Raw genomic sequence first — 18462 nt, 5'->3', positions numbered from 1 at the left:
ACCAGTATGGGTCAACAGCGAACCACCGTTCGGTAGTCGAACACAAGGAGGGGTCGTGCGCGCCGAGGACAACATCCGGATGACACGGACCGGCCCGGGCACCCCCGGCGGCGACTGGATGCGCCGGCACTGGCAGCCGGTGGCGCTGACCGAGGAGCTGGACTCGCCCCGGCCGGTGGTCCCGGTCCGCCTCCTGGGCGAGGACCTCGTCCTGTTCCGCGACGACTCCGGCGAGCTCGGGCTGATCCACCGCCGGTGCCCGCACCGCGGCGCCGACCTGGCCCTGGGCCGGCTGGAGGACGGCGGGCTGCGCTGCTACTTCCACGGCTGGCTGCTCTCCGGCGCCGGCCGCTGCCTGGAGACGCCGGCCGAGCCCGTCGACAGCACGCTGCCGGCGAAGGTCCGGGTCACGGCCTACCCGGTGCGCGAGTGCAACGGCGTGGTCTGGGGCTACCTCGGCCCCGGCGAGCCCCCGGAGTTCCCGGCGCTGGACTGCTTCGCCGCCCCCGACGCCTACACCTTCGCCTTCAAGGGCTACCTCGACTGCAACTGGCTCCAGGCGCTCGAGGTCGGCATCGACCCGGCGCACGCCTCCTACCTGCACCGGTTCGAGGAGGACGAGGACCCGGCCGACAGCTACGGCAAGCAGTTCCGCGGCGCGTCCCTCGGCACGGATCTCCCGATGACCAAGATCCTCCGCGAGTACGGGCGCCCGGAGATCCTCAACGCCCGCACCGACTACGGCCAGCGGATCGTGGCGCTGCGGCGGCTGGACCAGGACGGCCTGGACGGCAGCACCACGCACGTGCGCATCACCCACCAGGTGTTCCCGCACGGGATCACCATCCCGCTGTCGTCGACGATGTCCATCACCCAGTGGCACGTGCCCGTCGACGACGTCTCCTGCTACTGGTACGCGATGTTCACCAGCCTCGACGAGCCGGTCGACAAGGCCACGATGCGGGCCCAGCGCCTGGAGGGCATCACGCTCCCGGACTACCGGCCGGTACGGAACCGGGCCAACAACTACCAGTTCGACCCCGAGGAACAGCGGACGACCACGTACACGGGGCTGGGCCCGGACATCAACGTGCACGACCAGATGGCCGTCGAGGGCCAGGGGCTGATCCACGACCGCACCCGCGAGAAGCTCAGCCGCTCGGACAAGGCGATCATCACCTACCGGCGGATGCTGCTGGACGCCATCGACGCCGTCGCCGAGGGGCGCAACCCGGCCACCTTGCTGGAGGACACCGCCGAGGTCGAGAGCCGCGGGCCCATCCCCCTGGACGGCATCGGCCCCACGGGCGAGTGGGAGTCCTTCTGGGCCACCGCCGTCGCGCAGCTGCGGGCGGCCAGCCCGTGGGCGGCGGACTGGACGGCGGCGCTGGCGACGGGCCCGGCGGGCGTCCGGGCGGAGGACGTCGAGCCGGAGGACCCCACCGTGTTCGCGCCCCGCACCGGCGCCACCCCCGCCCCGTGACCACCGCCCGCCCCGGGTTCGTGGCCCGGCACGGCGACTGGGACGACGGGCAGCGCGCGGCCGCCGCCGACGTGCTCGAGCGGGTGGCCACCGGTGGCCTGGAGACGGTGCGGATCGGCTTCGTCGACCTGCACGGCGTGGTGCGCACCAAGGCCGTCGCCGCCGACCAGCTGGCCGGCGCGTTCACCGACGGCCTGCCGATCGTGGGCACGCTGCTGTCCAAGGACACCTCGGGGCGCACGGTCTACCCGGCGTTCCGGCCCGACGGCGGGGTCGGCGTGCCGGGCCTGGGCGGCGCCGGCGACGTCGTCATGGTCCCCGACCCCGCCACCTTCCGGGTGCTGCCGTGGGCCGAGCGCACCGGCTGGCTGCTGTGCGACCTGCGGCTCAAGGACGGCGGCCGCGTGCCCTTCGACGCCCGCGGGGCGCTGCGCGACGTGCTCGCACGGGCCGCGGACGCCGGCTTCGACCTGGTCACCGGCCTGGAGCTGGAGTTCCACCTGTTCGGCACCCCGGGCACCCCGCTGGCCGCCGACCAGGTGGGCCGGCCGGGTGCGCCGGGCCGCGCCGACGAGCTCGTGCCGCTCGACCGCGGCTACCAGCTGCTCAGCGAGGACCGCGCCGACGCGCTCGAGCCGTTCCTGGCCTCGGTCGGCCGCACGCTGCGCGCGCTGGGCGTGCCGCTGCGCACCACCGAGGTCGAGTTCGGGCCGAGCCAGGTGGAGCTGACCACCGGGCCGCAGCGCGGGCTGGCCTCCGCCGACACCATGGTGCTGATGCGCGGCGCCGTGCGGCAGCTGGCCCGCCGGGCCGGGCTGCTGGCCACCTTCATGTGCCGGCCCCAGGCTCCCGAGGCCTGCTCCAGCGGCTGGCACCTGCACCAGTCACTGGTGCGCCACGGGGCCGGCGACCTGGTGAGCCTGTTCGGGGAGGGCGACGGCCTGTCGGCGGCGGGCCGCGGCTACCTCGGCGGGCTGCTGCGGCACGCCCGCGCCGGCTGCGTGTTCGCCGTCCCGACGGTGAACGGCTACAAGCGGTTCCAGCCCGCCTCCATGGCGCCCGACCGCGTGCTGTGGGCCCACGACAACCGCGCCGCGATGCTGCGGGTGGTCGGCTCGGCCGCCCGCGGCGACCTGCACGTGGAGAACCGCGTCGGCGAGCCGGCCGCGAACCCGTACCTCGCGATGGCCGCGCAGCTGGCCGCCGGCCTGGACGGCGTCGCCCGCGGCCTGGATCCCGGGCCGTCGGCCGACGAGCCCTACGCCACCGAGGCGGTGCGGCTGCCGACCAGCCTGGGCGAGGCGGTCCGGGCGCTGGACGAGGACGCCGACGGGCTGCGCACCCTGCTCGGCCCCGCGCTGGTCGACCACTACGCCGGCGTCAAGCGCGCCGAGGTGGCCCGGTTCGAGGTCACGGTGACCGACTGGGAGCAGCGGGAGTACCTGCACCTGTTCTGAGCAGGCGCCCGCGTGGCCCCGGTCCCGCTCCACCCGCGTCCCGGGCGAGCCGGACGGCTCAGTAGCGGTGCCGCTCCTGGTCGACGTAGCCGCCGCTCTCCTCCTCGCCCGGCCCCAGCGGCACGCCCACCGGTTCGGCCGCCCCGGCCCGGCCGGCCCGGGCCGACCGGGCGCGCTCGCGCTCGGCGAGGAAGCGGGCGTGCCGGGCGTCGTCCTCCGGGGCCCCGGTGCGGCGGGCGTCCCGGCCGGGCGCCTCCGGGCGGTCGGCGACGAACTTGCGCAGCCGGCCGTCCTCGGCACCGGTGAAGCCGTGGGCGAGGAACCAGGCGGTGACCTCGTCGCGTCGCGGATGGTCGGCACGCACCACGTTGAGCACGTAGTTCACCCCCCGGGCGGCGGCCTCGCGCTCGAGGTGGGCCAGCGCGAACTCCCCGGCGCCGGTGCCGCGGGCGGCCTCCTCGACCGCCAGCAGGATCTCCGCGTCGCCCCAGACGTCGTCCAGCCAGCCGTAGCCGATCACCCGGCCGGACCGCCGGACCCGCCACCAGTCGCTCGTCAGCGGCTCTCCCGGCACCCGCCGGAGGGTCGGGAAGACGGCCTCGGGAACGCTGGCGAAGATCCGTTCCCGATCCTCGTCCCAGCGCGGGTCGGGGTCCTTCTCCCAGGTCAGCGCGGTGTCCGTGGACATCTCGGCACGCCCCCTCCGCCGGCCGCCCGGTCCGCCTCCTGCGGGGCCGGTGCATTGCGGCCTACGATAGTGACCTGTTGCACATCTCTACACGAGACGCTCCGCTTGCACTCTTTCCTGTAGCACGTCAGGATGGAGGCGGCCCGCGGGGTTCCCCTGCGCCAGATCCGTTCCCCTTGGAGGCAGCGTGACCACCCTCGAAGACCGCCAGGGCACTGCGGCGGAGGGCCCGGCTCCGGTCGCCGAGCCCGCTGCGACCGTCGAGGTCTCCTTCGACACCAGCCCCGAGCAGTACAAGCACTGGAAGCTCTCCGTCGACGGCGAGATCGCCACGCTCACCCTCGACGTCGCCGAGGACGGCGGCATCGTCCCCGGCTACGAGCTGAAGATGAACAGCTACGACCTCGGCGTCGACATCGAGCTGCACGACGCGGTCCAGCGGCTGCGCTTCGAGCACCCCGAGGTCAAGGCCGTCGTGGTGACCAGCGGCAAGGAGCGCATGTTCTGCGCGGGCGCGAACATCCGCATGCTGGCCGCCTCGCCGCACAGCTGGAAGGTGAACTTCTGCAAGTTCACCAACGAGACCCGCAACGGCATCGAGGACGCCACGGACCACTCCGGGCTGCCCTTCCTCGCCGCGGTCAACGGCACCGCCGCCGGCGGCGGCTACGAGCTGGCGCTGGCCTGCGAGCAGATCCTGCTCGTCGACGACAACTCCTCCGCGGTGTCGCTGCCCGAGGTGCCCCTGCTGGGCGTGCTGCCCGGCACCGGCGGGCTGACCCGCGTGGTCGACAAGCGCGGCGTCCGCCGCGACCTGGCCGACATCTTCTCCACCACCGCCGAGGGCATCCGCGGCGAGCGCGCCGTCCAGTGGCGCCTGGTCGACGCCGTGGCCAAGGCCCGCGACTTCTCCGACGAGGTCGCCCGCCGCGCCGCCGAGCTGGCCGCGCGCTCCGACCGTCCCGGTGCCGGCGCGCAGGGCGTGGCCCTGACCCCGCTGACCCGCCAGGTCGACGGCGACACCACCACCTACGAGCACGTGCGGGTGGTGCTGGACCGCGACTCGGGCACCGCGACGATCACCGTCCTCGGCCCGACCGCCGTCCCCGCCTCGGTCGAGGAGCTGCAGGAGCAGGGCGACTCCGCCTGGTTCCTGGCCATGACCCGCCAGCTGGACGACGTCATCCTGCGGCTGCGCACCAACGAGCTGGCCATCGGCACCTGGCTGCTGCGCACCGAGGGCGACGTGGCCACCGCGACCGCCTACGACGAGTTCCTGCTGGCCAACCGCGGGCACTGGCTGGTGCGCGAGACGATCAACTTCTACAAGCGCACGGTCAAGCGACTGGACACCACCTCGCGCAGCCTGTTCGCGCTGATCGAGCCCGGCAGCTGCTTCGTCGGGGCCCTGGCCGAGATCGCGCTGTCGGCCGACCGGCAGTACATGCTCGAGGGCCAGTTCGAGGACGACGAGGACCCGAAGCCCCCGGCGGTGATCCGGCTCGACGAGTTCAACACCGGGCTGCTGCCGATGGGCAACGACCTCACCCGGCTGCAGGTGCGCTTCCTCGGCTCGGCCGAGGAGCTGGCCGCCGCCGAGGCCGCGACCGGCCGCGACCTGCTGGCCGCCGACGCCGCCGAGCTCGGCCTGGTCACCGCCACCCCGGACGACATCGACTGGGAGGACGAGATCCGGCTGGCCATCGAGGAGCGCGCGAGCTTCTCCCCCGACGCCCTCACCGGCATGGAGGCCAACCTCCGGTTCGCCGGCCGGGAGACCCCGGAGACCAAGGTCTTCGGCCGGCTGACGGCCTGGCAGAACTGGATCTTCCAGCGGCCCAACGCCGCTGGTCCGGAAGGAGCGCTGCGCCGGTACGGCACCGGCAAGCGGGCCGACTACGACAGGAAGCGGGTCTGACCGAGATGACGAGCACCGAGAGCACGCCGCAGACCGGCACGGTCACCGGCGACGCCCCCACCCCCACCGGGCCGCTGTCGAAGATCGACTACAGCGAGCGCATCCCGAACAACGTCAACCTGGCCGGCGACCGCAAGCTCCAGCGGGCGCTGGAGGGCTGGCAGCCGAAGTTCCTCGACTGGTGGCAGAACCTGGGCCCCTCCATCCCGACCCAGGACGTCTACCTGCGCACCGCGGTCGCCGTCGGCCGCGACGGCTGGGCGCACTTCGACCGGGTGCCCATGGAGCAGTACCGCTGGGGCATCTTCCTCGCCGAGCGCGACCCCGACCGCAAGGTCAATTTCGGCCAGCACAAGGGCGAGCCGGCCTGGCAGGAGGTTCCGGGTGAGTACCGCTCGGACCTGCGCCGGCTGATCGTCATCCAGGGCGACACCGAGCCCGCCTCGGTCGAGCAGCAGCGCCACCTCGGCATGACCGCACCGTCGCTGTACGACATGCGCAACCTCTTCCAGGTCAACGTGGAGGAGGGCCGTCACCTCTGGGCGATGGTCTACCTGCTGCACGCCTACTTCGGGAAGGACGGCCGCGAGGAGGCCGAGGAGCTGCTCAAGCGCAACTCCGGTGACTACGACTCCCCGCGCATCCTCGGTGCCTTCAACGAGGACACCACCGACTGGCTGCAGTTCTTCATGTTCACCTACTTCACCGACCGGGACGGCAAGTACCAGCTCGGCACGCTGAAGGAGAGCGGCTTCGACCCGCTGGCGCGCACCTGCGAGTTCATGCTCAAGGAAGAGGCGCACCACATGTTCGTCGGCACGACCGGCGTGCAGCGGACGGTGCAGCGGACCGCCCAGCTCATGAAGGAGCACGGCACCGACGACATCTGGGAGTACGGCGGCATCCCGCTGTCGGTCATCCAGAAGTACCTGAACTTCCAGTTCTCCGTCTCGATGGACCTCTTCGGCTCCGAGACCTCCTCCAACGTGGCGGCCTACTACACCGCCGGGCTCAAGGGCCGCTGGATGGAGACCCGCCGCAAGGACGACCACCTGCTGCACGACCTCACCATGGACGTGCCGGTCATCGAGGACGGGCGGATGGCCACCCGCACGGTGCCGATGCTCACCGCGCTCAACCTCGACCTGCGCAACGAGTACGCCGCCGACTGCGAGAACGGCGTGAAGCGCTGGAACCAGGAGCTGGAGGAGGCCGGCCTCGAGCAGCGGCTGTTCCTGCCCCACCAGGGCTTCAACCGCAAGGTCGGCGCCTTCGCCGGGCACCACGTCTCCCCCACCGGCGAGATCATCGACGCCGCCACGTGGGAGAAGTCGGTCGGCGACTGGCTGCCCACCCCGGAGGACCGCGAGCGGGTCGCGGCGCTGATGGTGCCGCACTACGAGCCCGGTGAGTTCGCCGGCTGGATCGCCCCGCCGTCGGTCGGCATCAACTCCCTGCCGGTCGAGTACGACTACGTCCGCTTCTGACGACGGACCCTCCTGCCCCCACCGCTGGTAAGGCTCGCGGCGGGCCCTGCAGGAGGGCCACCCGGCCGCGGCCGGACTCCCCTCGCCGGGGGTCCGGCCGCAGCCGCGACCGCACTCCCCCCTCACCTCCCGCCCCGGCCGCGCCGGGACGGCCGCTCGACGACGACGTCGGATCCGAGAAGGGACGAGCACCGTGGCCACCCTCGACACCGCTCCCGCGACACCTCCGGCGGCCGCCCCCACGGCTCCGGCCGCCGGCGCCGCGCCCGGCCCCGAGCTGTTCAACGCCGCCGAGTGGCTGGTCACCCGGCACGCCCGCGCCACGCCCGACCGGCGCGCGATCACCGCCGTCGACCTCGACGGCAGCATCCGCACGCTCACCTACGGCGAGCTCGACGAGGCCGTCACCCGGTTCGCCGCGGCGCTGATCGCCTCCGGCGTCCGCCCCGAGGAGCGCCTGCTGCTCTGCATGGGCGACTCCCCCGAGCTGCTCACCGCCTTCCTGGCCGGGCTCAGGATCGGCGCGGTGCCCGTGCCGGTCAGCACCATGCTCAAGCCCAAGGACATCGCCGGCCTGGCCCGCGACAGCCGCGCCCGGCTGGTGGCGCTGTCCTCCGAGTTCGCCGAGCTGGGCTCGGCCGTCGGCGGCACCCGCGGGCTGGCCGACGTCGTCGTCCTCACCGACGGCGCCCTCCCCGAGGTGGCCGGCACCCGCGTGCGCACCTGGGACGACTTCGTCGCCGACGGCGCGGACCTCCTCGAGCAGGCCCGCGAGCCGTATCCGACGATCGCCGACTCGCCGGCCTTCTGGCTCTACACCTCCGGCACCACCGGCACGCCCAAGGGCGCGATGCACCGGCACGGCTCGCTGCGCGACACCGCCGAGACCTACGCCCAGGACGTGCTGGCCATCGGCCCGGACGACGTCACCTTCTCCGTGGCCAAGTTCTTCTTCGCCTACGGCCTGGGCAACACGCTGACCTTCCCGTTCTCCGTCGGGGCCTCGGTCGTGCTGGACCGCTCGCGGCCCTCCCCCGCCGGCACCCTGCGGGTGCTGCAGGAGCTGCGCCCGACGCTGTTCTTCGCCGGGCCCACGTACTACGCGGCGCTGCTCAACGCCGGGCTGCCGGCCGACGCCTTCGCCTCCGTGCGGGCCTGCGTCTCGGCCGGCGAGGCGTTCCCCGCGCCCCTGTTCGAGCGGTTCACCTCGACCTTCGGCGTGGAGATGCTCGACGGCATCGGCAGCACCGAGATGCTGCACATCTTCATCAGCGGCCGCCCCGGCCGCACCCGGGCCGGCTCCACCGGCGAGGTCGTCGCCGGGTACGAGGCCAAGATCCTCGACGACGACGGCGCACCGGTGCCCGACGGCACCCCCGGCAACCTCTGGGTCAAGGGCAGCTCCGCCGCGACCGGCTACTGGTCACGGATGGACGTCACCCGCCGGGTGTTCCAGGGCGAGTGGGTGCGCACCGGCGACACCTACGTCCGCGGCACCGACGGGTACTTCTCCTCGCTGGGCCGCACCGACGACATCATCAAGGCCGGCGGCATCTGGGTCTCCCCCACCGAGGTGGAGGAGCGGCTGCGCGCCCATCCGGAGGTCAGCCAGGTCGTCGTCGTCTCCGTGCCCGACGAGACGGGCCTGGACAAGCCGGTGGCCTGCGTGGTGCTCACGCCCGGCGCGACCACCACCCCCGACGACCTCGTCACCTTCTGCCGCGAGGGCCTGGCCGCCTTCAAGCGCCCGCGCAACATCCTGGTCTTCGACGAGCTGCCGCAGACCGCGACCGGCAAGCTGCAGCGCTTCCGCGTCCGCGAGCTGGCCCTCGAGCGCCTCGGCGCGGCCCGTCCCGACCTCACGCCCACGACTCCCGGGAGCTCCGCATGACCGCGACCGACACCGTCTCGCCCGCGACCGACGTCCCCGCCGAGGGGAGCGGCGCCGGCCGCGAGGTCTCGGTCGACCTGCTGGTCGTCGGGGCCGGCCCGGCCGGGCTGTACGCCGCCTACTACGCCGGCTTCCGCGGCCTGAGGACGGCGATCGTGGACAGCCTGACCGAGCCCGGTGGCCAGGTCATGGCGCTGTACCCGGAGAAGGCGATCTACGACATCGCCGGCTTCCCCGGCATCAAGGGCCGCGACCTGGTGGCCAACCTCGTCGAGCAGGCCGCCCGGTTCGACCCGGCCTACGTGCTGGGCGAGCGCGCCGAGACCCTCACCAACGAGGCCGGCGGCACTCCTCGGGCCGGTGAGCGGCTCGTGGTCACCACCGACAAGGGCACCCGCATCCACTGCGGCGCCGTCGTCATCACCGGCGGCATCGGCACCTTCACGCCGCGGCCGCTGCCCGGCGGTGCGGAGTGGGAGGGCCGCGGCCTGACCTACGTGGTCAAGGAGCTGGCCGCGCACGCCGACCAGGACGTCGTCATCGTCGGCGGCGGCGACTCCGCGGTCGACTGGGCGCTGGCGCTGTCCGACATCGCCTCCTCGGTCACCCTCGTGCACCGGCGCAAGGCCTTCCGCGCGCACGCCGCCAGCGTCGCCGACATGGAGGCCGGGCCGACGACGATCGTCACCGACGCCCAGGTCAGCCACCTGGAGGGCGACGAGCGGCTGCACACCGTGCACGTCAAGGCCAAGGACGGCACCGTCACCCCGTACAAGGCCCAGGCGGTCATCGCCGCGCTCGGCTTCACCGCCGACATCGGCCCGCTGGAGACCTGGGGCATCGAGATCGTCGACCGCAAGATCCTGGTCGACACCGCGATGCGCACCAACGTGCCCGGCGTCTACTCCGCCGGCGACATCACCGAGTACCCGGGCAAGGTCCGTTTGATCGCCGTCGGTTTCGGGGAGGCCGCGACGGCCGTGAACAACGCCGCCACCTACCTGGACCCCGACCAGCCGCTCTTCCCCGGGCACAGCAGCGACGACCCCGCCGGCATCGGCGCGGCCGCCGCGAGCTGAGCCCCCCACCCGCATCCGAGGAGACGTCCCGTGCCCTACGTCATCGGCGCCGAGTGCATCGACACCACCGACATGTCCTGCGTCGAGGAGTGCCCGGTCGACTGCATCTACGAGGGCGACCGCAAGCTCTACATCAACCCCAAGGAGTGCATCGACTGCGGCGCCTGCGAGCCGGTGTGCCCGGTCGAGGCGATCGCGCAGGACCGCCGGGTGTCCGAGGAGAACGAGCCGCACATCGCCGACAACCGCCGGTTCTTCGTCGAGGTGCTGCCCGGCCGCGACGCCCCGCTGGGCAGCCCGGGCGGCGCCTCCAAGGTCGGCAAGATCGGCATCGACACCGAGCTGGTCGCCGACGCATGATCCGCCCGGCTCTCGACCGGCAGCCCCGGGCGGAGGAGCACGCCTGATGCAGGTCGTGCTGAGCCTCGGCGGCGACCAGCGGCTGGCCGCCGCCGAGGCCCGGGCCGCCGAGGACGCCGGCTACGACGGCGTCGCCACCGGCGAGCACCTGTTCTTCCACGGGGCGGTCGCCAACGGCTTCATCACCCTCGCCGCCGCGGCCGGCGCCACGAGCCGGATCCGGCTGCTCAGCTCGCTGACCGTGCTGCCGCTGTACCCCGCGGCGCTGGCGGCGAAGCTGGCCACCACGCTGGACCAGGTGTCGAACGGTCGGTTCGACATGGGCGTCGGCGTCGGCGGGGAGCACCCGCCGGAATTCGTCGCCGCCGGCAGCGAGGTCACCGAGCGGGGCGCGCGGACCGACGAGGCGCTGGACCTGCTGCGGGCGCTGTGGGCCGGCGGCCCGGTCGACTTCACCGGCCGGTTCACCCGCGTGCCGGGCCTGGCGCTGGAGCCCGGCCCGGTGCAGCCGGGCGGGCCGCCGATCTGGCTGGGCGGGCGCAAGCCGGCCGCCATCCGCCGCGCGGGCCGGCACGGCGACGTCTGGATGCCCTACATGTACACGCCCGAGCAGCTGGCCTCGAGCCTGGCCGAGGTCCGGCAGGCCGCCGAGGCGGCCGGCCGCGACCCGGCATCGGTGCGCGGCGCGGTGTTCTGCTGGGGCGGGGTCGACGAGGACCCTGCCCGCTCCCGGGCCGAGGTCGTCGCGGGCGTGAGCGCCGTCTACCAGCAGGACTTCGACCGGCTGGCCGACCGTTACCTCCTGCACGGCGAGCCCGACCGGGTGGCCGCCCGGGCGCGCGAGTACGCCGACGCCGGCGCCGAGACGCTGGTCTTCTCCCCCGTCGGCGCCGGGGACCGCCGGACGGAGATCGTCGACCTGTTCACCGCCGCGGTGCTTCCCCGCCTGCGCTGACCGGGCGGCGAGGCCCGCCGGCCGTATGGTGCAGGCAGACCCCACGGACGACGGAAGCAGGAGAGCGGACATGCGCGACGCAGTGATCGTGGAGGCCGTGCGCACGCCGGTCGGCAAGCGCAACGGAGGGCTGTCGGGCGTCCACCCGGTCGACCTCTCGGCGCACGTGCTGACCAGCCTGGTGCAGCGGGCGGGCCTGGACCCGGCGCTGGTCGACGACGTCGTCTGGGGCTGCGTCAGCCAGGTCAACGAGCAGACCTTCGACATCGCGCGCACGGCGGTGCTGGCCGCGGGCTGGCCGGAGTCGGTGACCGGCGTGACCGTCGACCGGCAGTGCGGCTCCAGCCAGCAGTCGGTGCACTTCGCCGCGGCCGGCCTGGTCGCCGGGCAGTACGACGTCGTCGTCGCCGGCGGCGTGGAGTCGATGTCCCGGGTGCCCATGGGCTCGGCCAGCGCCGGCGGCGACCCGTTCGGCCCGGCGTTCATGGAGCGGTACGGCGTGCGGCCCAACCAGGGCGTCGGCGCGGAGATGATCGCCGAGAAGTGGGGCTTCTCCCGCGCCCAGTGCGACGAGTTCGCCGTCGCCTCGCACGAGAAGGCCGCCGCCGCCCAGGACGAGGGCCGGTTCGACGCCCAGATCGCCCCGGTGACCACCCCCGACGGGACGGTCGTCAGCCGGGACGAGGGCATCCGCCGCGGCACCACCGTGGACACCCTCGCCGGGCTCAAGACGGTGTTCAAGCCCGAGGGCGGCGTGGTCACCGCGGGCAACGCCAGCCAGATCTCCGACGGCTCCGCCGCGCTGCTGATGACCACCAGCGAGAAGGCCGCCGAGCTCGGCCTGCGGCCGATCGCCCGCGTGCACACCGCGGTGCTGGCCGGCGCCGACCCGGTCATGATGCTCACCGCGCCGATCCCGGCGACGGAGAAGGTCCTGCGCCGCTCGGGGCTGTCGCTGGACGAGATCGGTGCCTTCGAGGTCAACGAGGCCTTCGCGCCGGTGCCGCTGGCCTGGCTGGCCGACCTCGGCGCCGACGCCAAGGCGCTCAACCCCAACGGCGGGGCGATCGCCCTGGGTCACCCGCTGGGCGGCTCGGGCGCGCGGCTGATGACCACGCTGGTGCACCACATGCGCGACAACGGCATCCGCTACGGCCTGCAGACCATGTGCGAGGGCGGCGGCCAGGCCAACGCCACGATCCTCGAGCTGCTCTGAGCATCTTCGCGGGGGCCGGTGCGCGACCGGCCCCCGCGGCGGCTCAGCGGCCGCGCCAGACCGGCGGGCGCTTCTCCGCGAAGGCGGTGGCGCCCTCGCGGGCGTCGTCGCTGGTGAACACCGGCCCGATCAGCTCGGCCTGCCGGTCCCAGCCCTCGTCGCGGCTCCAGTCCCGCGCGCCGCGCAGGACCTGCTTGGAGACGGCGACCGCCAGCGGGCCGTTGCGCGCGATCCGCTCGCCCAGCTCCACCGCGGCCGCCAGCGCCGTCCCCTCCGGCACGACCCGGTTGACCAGGCCGATCTCCGCGGCCCGCGCGGCGTCGATCGGATCGCCGGTGAGCACCATCTCCATCGCCACCGCGTAGGGCACCCGCTCGGCCAGCGCCAGGGCACCGCCGCCGGCGGCGACCAGCGCCCGCTGCACCTCCGGGACGCCGAAGCGCGCCGTCGCGCCGGCCACGACCAGGTCGCAGGCCAGCATGACCTCGAAGCCGCCGGCCAGCGCCCAGCCCTCGACCGCCGCGATCAGGGGCTTGCGCGGCGGTGTCCGGGTGATGCCGCACAGCCCCCGGTCCCCGATCCCGGGAGCCTCCCCGCGCAGGAAGGCCTTGAGGTCCATCCCCGAGGAGAACGTGCCCCCGGCGCCGGTGAGCACGCCCACCCGCAGCTCGTCGCTGGCGTCCAGCTCGTCGACCGCGGCGGCGACCCCCTCGGCGACCGCGCGGTCGAGCGCGTTGCGCGCCTGCGGCCGGTTGATCGTGATCACCTGCACGGCACCCCGCCGCTCGACCAGCACCTCGTCGGCCACTGTGCTCCTCCCCGCGGCCGCGGCCGCGTCCTCGATCAGCCCTGGACCACCGCGCCGGCGTCCAGCAACCGCTGCACCTCGCCGGCCGGGAGCCCCCAGGCCCGCAGCGCCTCGGTGGTGTCCTGCCCGGAGATCCGCGGCCCGCTGCGCACCGCTCCGGGCGTCCGCGACAGCCGCGGCGCCGGGGCCGGCTGCGGCACCCCGTCGCGCTCGACGAACGTGCCGCGGGCGGCCAGGTGCGGATCGGCCGGTGCCTCGGTGAGGCCGAGCACCGGCGTGACGCAGGCATCGGACCCGGCGAAGTGCGCGGCCCACTCGTCCCGCGTGCGCGTGGCGAGCACGGCGGCGAACCGCGCGCGGTGCTCCGCCCAGTGCGCGGCGTCGTGCTGGCCGCCGGTCAGCTGCCCGGTGAGGCCCAGCCCATCGAGGAACGCCGCGTAGAACTGCGGCTCGATGCAGCCGACGGCCACGTGCCGGCCGTCGGCGCAGGCGTAGGTGTCGTAGAACGGCGCGCCGCCGTCGAGCAGGTTGCTTCCCCGCTGGTCGCGCCACAGCCCGCCGGCGAGCATGCCGTGCACCATCGTGACCAGGGAGCTGGCGCCGTCGACCATCGCCGCGTCGACCACCTGGCCGCGACCGCTGGTCGCCCGCTCCAGCAGCGCGGCCAGCACGCCGACGACGAGGAACAGCGACCCGCCGCCGAAGTCGGCACCGATGTTGAGCGGCGGCACCGGCTTCTCGGCCGGGCCGATGGCGTGCAGCGCCCCGGTGAGGCCGAGGTAGTTGATGTCGTGGCCGACCTCCGCGGCGCGCGGCCCGCTCTGCCCCCATCCGGTCATCCGGGCGTAGACCAGCCGCGGATTGCGCCCGAGGACGACGTCGGGGCCCAGGCCCAGCCGCTCGGTCACGCCGGGGCGCAGGCCCTCGACGAGCACGTCGGCCCGGTCGGCCAGCCGCAGGACGACGTCCCGGCCGGCCTCGGTCTTGAGGTCGACGGCGGCGCACGGCCGGCTGCGGTGCAGCAGCTCCCAGCGCGGCGGCACGACCAGGCCGCCGCCCCGCGGGCGGTCCACCCGCAGCACGTCGGCGCCGAGCTCGGCCAGCAGCATGCACGCGTAGGGCGCCGGGCCGATCCCGGCCAGCTCGACGACGCGGACACCGGCCAGCGGCCCTGCGGGGGGTTCCACGCGGCCACCGTATCGGCGGCGCCGGAGCCGCCCGGAGATCAGTCCTGGGTGGCGGCGCGGCCGGCGGTGACCAGGTGCGCGCTCGCCGCGCCGAACGGGACGACGGCGAAGCCCAGCCCCGCGAGGAGGTCGGCCAGGGTCCGGTTGAGGGTCGCCAGCAGCCAGCGCTCGAGGTCGCCGCCGCGCACCACCTCCGAGCCGGCCCGCTCGTGCGGCGTCCACGCGACGATGACGCCGTCCGCGCCGTCGGCGGTGGTCCCCGGGGTCAGGCAGACGCCGCCGCGGGAGCGGGCCGGGGTTCGCCCGGTGCAGTCGTGCAGGGGCAGGCCGACCTCGACCAGCGCCGCGGCGACCTCGCACAGCAGGCCGACCAGGGGCGAGCCGTCGTCGACCAGCGGGTCCCACTCCTCGCCGACCCGCTCCAGCTGGTCGGAGAGGTCGGCCAGCCAGGCGCGGTCCTCGGGCGAGGGCCGGCGGGCCAGGCTGCCGCTGTCCCGCCGCACGCCGAACGCCGGCACGGGGTGGGCGACGCCGTCCCCGGGGTCGAGCGCGAGGACGCCGACCGGGACGGCGAAGGCCGCCTCGGCCCGGCTGTCGAAGGGCCCGCCGACGACGCGGTCGGCGTCGTCCACGAGCCACCACAGCGGCCGCGTCGACGCGAGGTCGACCGCACCGCAGTCCTGTGCCGGTCCCGGCCCGTTCACGTGCCCCTCCTCCCGCCGTCGCTGCACCCTGTCGGTTCGGGTTTCGGCACCGCCGGGACCGCCCTCCAGCCCGAGACCTGACAGGCCGCGGCCAGGATGCGGTGACCAGTTGCCCATGGCATCGGGTCCGCCGATGGGCTACGGGCGTCTCCGCAGGTCAGCGGGGTGCGGCGCGTCAAACACCGGTTCCCATGCGCCGCTCGAACCCCGCGGGCACCACCAGGTCGTCGCGGGTCAGCTCCCCCGGCGCGTCGTGGCCCAGACCGGTCAGCGCCGAGCGGAGCCCGTCGCGCAGGAGGTCCAGCACGTTCTCCACGCCCGCCTGGCCGGCGGCGGCCAGACCCCACAGCGGCGCCCGGCCGACGAGCACGGCGCGGGCCCCGAGCGCGAGGGCCTTGGCCACGTCGCCGCCCCGGCGCACCCCGCCGTCCAGGAGTACCTCGACGCGGTCGCCGACCGCCTCGGCCACCGCCGGCAGGGCCCGGATCGATGCCGGCGACCCGTCGAGGTTGTTGCCGCCGTGGTTGGACACCGACAGCGCGTCGACGCCGGCGTCCACGGCGCGCCGGGCGTCGTCGACCCGGAGGACGCCCTTGAGCAGCAGCGGGCCCGCCCACTGCTCGCGCAGCCATGCGAGGTCGGCCCAGCCGGGCGGGGTGGAGGCCTGCCAGCGGCGGTAGGCCTCGAAGAAGGTGGGCGCCGGCTCGCCCGGCCGGGCCAGGTTGGGCACGGCGAGGTCGGGCAGCCGGCCGGCGCGCAGCCAGCCGGCGAGGTACCGCGGCCGGGCCAGCACCTGCGGGGCGTAGCGCCGCACGGCCTCGCGGTCGATCCGCTCGGGGATCCACGGGCTGCCGGAGTCCCGCCCGGAGGCGAACGACCAGTCGAGCGTGACCACCAGCCCGGCGGCGCCGGCGCGGCGGGCGCGGTCGACGAACGCCGCGACGTCGTCCCGGGTGCCGATCCAGTGCAGCTGCGCCAGGGTCCGCGGGTTGGCAGCGACCACCTCCTCGACCGGGCGGGCGGCGAAGCAGGACAGCCCCATCGCGGTGCCCCGGGCCGCGGCGGCGCGGGCGACGGGCAGCTCCCCCTCCGGGTGCACCGCCTGGACGCCGACGGGACTGATCAGCACCGGGAGGTCCAGGTCGAGGCCGAGCACCCGGGTGGCGACGCGGGGGGCGGCGCTCAGGCCGGCGGCGCGCGGGGCGAAGCCCAGCTCGGCGAAGGCGGCCAGGTTGTCCGCGGCCGTCGTCCCCCGCTCGCTGCCGGCCACGAGCGCGGCGTACACAGCCCGGGGCAGCCGGCGGGCGGCCCGGCGCTGCGCCTCGGCGACGGTCTCGAACCAGCTGCCCACGGCGCCGACCCTAGGGGCCGCCCGTCGTGGGTACCGTCGGGAGCGTGACCGACCTGGACGACGCGATCCCGGAGACCGAGGACCCCCTCGCCCTGGAGCGGCAGGTCTGCTTCGCGCTGTCGGTGGCCGCGCGCAACGTCGTCGCGGTCTACCGGCCGTGGCTGGAGCCCATGGGGCTGACCCATCCGCAGTACCTGGTCATGCTCGCGCTCTGGCAGCACGGCCCGCTGGCGGTCAAGGACCTCAGCCGGCTGCTGCAGCTCGATCCCGGCACGGTGTCGCCGCTGGTCAAGCGGCTGGAGGCCGGCGGGCTGGTGCGCCGCGATCGCGATCCGCGGGACGAGCGGGCGCTGGCGATCGCGCTGACCGACGCCGGCCGCGCGCTGCGCGAGCGGGCCGAGCGGATCCCGGACGGCATCGTCGGCCACCTGGGCCTGCCGGTGGAGGAGCTGCAGACGCTGCACCGCGCGCTCACGCGCGTCATCGCCGCCTCGCAGGACGCGCTGGACCGCGGTGCGGTCGACGTCACCCCGTGACACGCCGATGCTTGGTGCCCCAACGGTTGGCGTGCCAACGAACGAGGCGTACACAGGAGGAGTGCCTCTCGAGGAGTTGCGGATGACCGCCCCGGTACCGACCGACAGCGAGCCGGCGCCGCTGCGTCCCGCGCCGCACCGCTGGTTCTGGTACGCGCTGGGCGGCGGCCTCCCGGCGCGGCACCGCACCTGGGTGCTGTACGACACCACGACCGGGTCGTGGTGGCTGCGGCACGTCTCCCGCACGCTGGTGCAGATCGCCATCCCGATCGCGATCGTGATGGTCGTGCTGCCCGCTGGATGGGGGCTGAAGGCGGCCACCGCCGGCGGCGGGATCGCGCTGGCCCTGCTCTACTCCCTGGCCTACATGGTCGAGGCGACCGAGAACCGGGTGGTCAAGGCCGGCTATCCCGCGGGGACGGCGCAGGCCGTCCGCGACCGCCGCGGCCTGGTGCGGCAGCAGGCGGAGTCCGAGCGCAAGCGGGCCGCCGCCGCCCGCCGCGCCGCTCGGTACCGCGAGCGCCAAGGCCGCTGATCCCACACCCCCTTCCAGCCGGGTGCCGGCGGCCCGGTGACCACAGGGGGGCCGCAGCCGGCCGGGAGGGTGCTCCCAGCCGGCGGGGGCAGCGTGGCCGCCATGGACGCCTCCACCGCGCACCGCTGGCTGTTCGACCCCCGGACCGCGCACGCGACGGTGCTGGCCCGCCGCCCGGCGCACTGCTCGGCCGTGGCCTGCGTCGTCTCCGACTCCGTCTGGAGCGAGGTGGTGACGCTGCTGCGGTGGGCCGACGCGGGGCTCCGGGACGACGGCCGGCTCGCCACCGCCCTGCGGGAGCGGCTGGCCGTGGGCTGCGCGCACCTGCTGCGCCGGCTGCCGGGACTGTGCGCCGAGGTGGGCGAGCCGTACGCCGTGGTCGCCGTCCCCGAGGACGACCGGCCGGGTGCGGAGCGGGTTCGCCGCGCCGCCGGCCGGCTGGAGCGGCTGCTGCGCACGGCGGAACCGGTGACCCTGGCCCGGCTGGCCACGTCGGTCGACGCGCTCGGCGCGGCCGCGGTCGCCGCGCTCGCCGAGGCCTGGTGCACGGCCGGAGCCCGACCGCCGGCCCGACCGCCGGCCCGGCCGGGCACGCGGCGACACGAATCCCTACCAAGTCGATGGACTTGACAGGAGTTGCGGTGTCGCGTTGCCTTGCCGGCGTGGGTGTCGCGCTCGAGCTGTGCCGCCGGTCCGCCGTGGACCTCGTGCGGGTCGCCAGCGCGCTCTGTCCGGCTCGCTGAGCCCGCCCCACTCCCCGCGCACCGGCCCCCTCGGGCGCCGCGCGCCCTCCCCCAGGAAGACCCC

The 18462-nt window shown here is 74.8% G+C and carries 17 protein-coding genes; 12 read left to right on the top strand and 5 right to left on the bottom strand.

From position 1 onward, the window contains the following. Positions 1 to 55: 55 nt before the first annotated feature. Both ACI79R_RS07240 and ACI79R_RS07235 read left to right on the top strand, forming a co-directional pair. Complete coding sequence (locus ACI79R_RS07240) at positions 56 to 1483, top strand: Rieske 2Fe-2S domain-containing protein (protein ID WP_456572916.1); 1428 nt, start codon at positions 56 to 58, stop codon at positions 1481 to 1483. Next, positions 1480 to 2940, top strand: a complete 1461-nt coding sequence (locus ACI79R_RS07235; RefSeq protein WP_456572915.1) for a glutamine synthetase family protein — start codon at positions 1480 to 1482, stop codon at positions 2938 to 2940. The genes ACI79R_RS07240 and ACI79R_RS07235 overlap by 4 nt, the downstream gene beginning before the upstream one ends. Positions 2941 to 2998: 58 nt before the next feature. On the opposite strand, the gene ACI79R_RS07230 is transcribed toward ACI79R_RS07235, so the two are convergent. After that, complete coding sequence (locus ACI79R_RS07230) at positions 2999 to 3628, bottom strand: GNAT family N-acetyltransferase (protein ID WP_456572914.1); 630 nt, start codon at positions 3626 to 3628, stop codon at positions 2999 to 3001. A gap of 187 nt (positions 3629 to 3815) precedes the next feature. Between ACI79R_RS07230 and boxC the strand changes: the two genes are divergently transcribed. The 7 genes from boxC to ACI79R_RS07195 all read left to right on the top strand — a co-directional run bounded on the left by boxC (position 3816) and on the right by ACI79R_RS07195 (position 12534). Next, positions 3816 to 5546 carry a 2,3-epoxybenzoyl-CoA dihydrolase gene (boxC, locus tag ACI79R_RS07225; RefSeq protein ID WP_456572913.1) on the top strand — a complete coding sequence of 577 codons (1731 nt, stop codon included), beginning with the start codon at positions 3816 to 3818 and terminating at the stop codon, positions 5544 to 5546. Positions 5547 to 5551: 5 nt separating this feature from the next. Then, positions 5552 to 7033: a benzoyl-CoA 2,3-epoxidase subunit BoxB gene (gene boxB / locus ACI79R_RS07220; protein WP_456572912.1), complete on the top strand. Its 1482-nt coding sequence runs from the start codon at positions 5552 to 5554 to the stop codon at positions 7031 to 7033. 193 nt (positions 7034 to 7226) lie between these two features. Further along, positions 7227 to 8924, top strand: coding sequence for a benzoate-CoA ligase family protein (locus tag ACI79R_RS07215; protein WP_456572911.1), 1698 nt, complete (start codon positions 7227 to 7229; stop codon positions 8922 to 8924). Further along, positions 8921 to 10003 carry an NAD(P)/FAD-dependent oxidoreductase gene (locus ACI79R_RS07210; protein WP_456572910.1) on the top strand — a complete coding sequence of 361 codons (1083 nt, stop codon included), beginning with the start codon at positions 8921 to 8923 and terminating at the stop codon, positions 10001 to 10003. Before ACI79R_RS07215 ends, ACI79R_RS07210 begins: the two co-directional genes overlap by 4 nt. 30 nt (positions 10004 to 10033) lie before the next feature. After that, complete coding sequence (gene fdxA, locus ACI79R_RS07205; RefSeq protein WP_456572909.1) at positions 10034 to 10363, top strand: ferredoxin; 330 nt, start codon at positions 10034 to 10036, stop codon at positions 10361 to 10363. 46 nt (positions 10364 to 10409) lie between these two features. Continuing rightward, positions 10410 to 11318, top strand: coding sequence for an LLM class flavin-dependent oxidoreductase (locus ACI79R_RS07200; RefSeq protein ID WP_456572908.1), 909 nt, complete (start codon positions 10410 to 10412; stop codon positions 11316 to 11318). A 70-nt stretch (positions 11319 to 11388) separates the two neighbouring features. Then, complete coding sequence (locus ACI79R_RS07195) at positions 11389 to 12534, top strand: thiolase family protein (protein ID WP_456572907.1); 1146 nt, start codon at positions 11389 to 11391, stop codon at positions 12532 to 12534. A gap of 43 nt (positions 12535 to 12577) precedes the next feature. Here ACI79R_RS07195 and ACI79R_RS07190 read toward each other — a convergent pair whose 3' ends face one another. From ACI79R_RS07190 to mftD, 4 genes are all read right to left on the bottom strand, one after another. After that, positions 12578 to 13342: a crotonase/enoyl-CoA hydratase family protein gene (locus ACI79R_RS07190; RefSeq protein WP_456572906.1), complete on the bottom strand. Its 765-nt coding sequence runs from the start codon at positions 13340 to 13342 to the stop codon at positions 12578 to 12580. Positions 13343 to 13377: 35 nt separating this feature from the next. After that, positions 13378 to 14529, bottom strand: a complete 1152-nt coding sequence (locus ACI79R_RS07185) for a CaiB/BaiF CoA transferase family protein (protein WP_456572905.1) — start codon at positions 14527 to 14529, stop codon at positions 13378 to 13380. A 38-nt stretch (positions 14530 to 14567) separates the two neighbouring features. Then, a complete protein-coding gene (locus ACI79R_RS07180; RefSeq protein ID WP_456572904.1) occupies positions 14568 to 15233 on the bottom strand; it encodes a hypothetical protein in 666 nt (221 codons plus the stop codon). A gap of 175 nt (positions 15234 to 15408) precedes the next feature. After that, on the bottom strand, positions 15409 to 16584 hold the full coding sequence (mftD, locus tag ACI79R_RS07175) for a pre-mycofactocin synthase MftD (RefSeq protein ID WP_456572903.1): 1176 nt from the start codon (positions 16582 to 16584) through the stop codon (positions 15409 to 15411). Between the two features lie 44 nt (positions 16585 to 16628). On the opposite strand from mftD, the gene ACI79R_RS07170 reads away from it, so the two are divergent. The 3 genes from ACI79R_RS07170 to ACI79R_RS07160 all read left to right on the top strand — a co-directional run bounded on the left by ACI79R_RS07170 (position 16629) and on the right by ACI79R_RS07160 (position 18285). Next, positions 16629 to 17120, top strand: coding sequence for a MarR family winged helix-turn-helix transcriptional regulator (locus ACI79R_RS07170; RefSeq protein ID WP_456572902.1), 492 nt, complete (start codon positions 16629 to 16631; stop codon positions 17118 to 17120). 82 nt (positions 17121 to 17202) lie between these two features. Next, a complete protein-coding gene (locus tag ACI79R_RS07165; RefSeq protein ID WP_456572901.1) occupies positions 17203 to 17655 on the top strand; it encodes a DUF5313 family protein in 453 nt (150 codons plus the stop codon). Between the two features lie 102 nt (positions 17656 to 17757). Next, the gene (locus tag ACI79R_RS07160) at positions 17758 to 18285 is read left to right on the top strand and encodes a hypothetical protein (RefSeq protein ID WP_456572900.1); all 528 of its coding nucleotides are present in this window, start codon (positions 17758 to 17760) and stop codon (positions 18283 to 18285) included. Positions 18286 to 18462 lie beyond the last annotated feature (177 nt).

Source organism: Blastococcus sp. SYSU D00820 (assembly GCF_054050695.1).
Note: the sequence above shows the minus strand (reverse complement) of the source record. Positions and strands in the feature narration are given on the sequence as shown.

Bases quoted from the DNA above. Each gene is read 5' to 3' on its own strand.
- ACI79R_RS07210 (WP_456572910.1), top strand. From the start codon at position 8,921: ATGACCGCGACCGACACCGTCTCGCCCGCGACCGACGTCCCCGCCGAG.
- ACI79R_RS07165 (WP_456572901.1), top strand. From the start codon at position 17,203: ATGACCGCCCCGGTACCGACCGACAGCGAGCCGGCGCCGCTGCGTCCC.
- boxB (WP_456572912.1), top strand. From the start codon at position 5,552: ATGACGAGCACCGAGAGCACGCCGCAGACCGGCACGGTCACCGGCGAC.
- ACI79R_RS07200 (WP_456572908.1), top strand. From the start codon at position 10,410: ATGCAGGTCGTGCTGAGCCTCGGCGGCGACCAGCGGCTGGCCGCCGCC.
- ACI79R_RS07230 (WP_456572914.1), bottom strand. From the start codon at position 3,628: ATGTCCACGGACACCGCGCTGACCTGGGAGAAGGACCCCGACCCGCGC.
- ACI79R_RS07160 (WP_456572900.1), top strand. From the start codon at position 17,758: ATGGACGCCTCCACCGCGCACCGCTGGCTGTTCGACCCCCGGACCGCG.
- ACI79R_RS07195 (WP_456572907.1), top strand. From the start codon at position 11,389: ATGCGCGACGCAGTGATCGTGGAGGCCGTGCGCACGCCGGTCGGCAAG.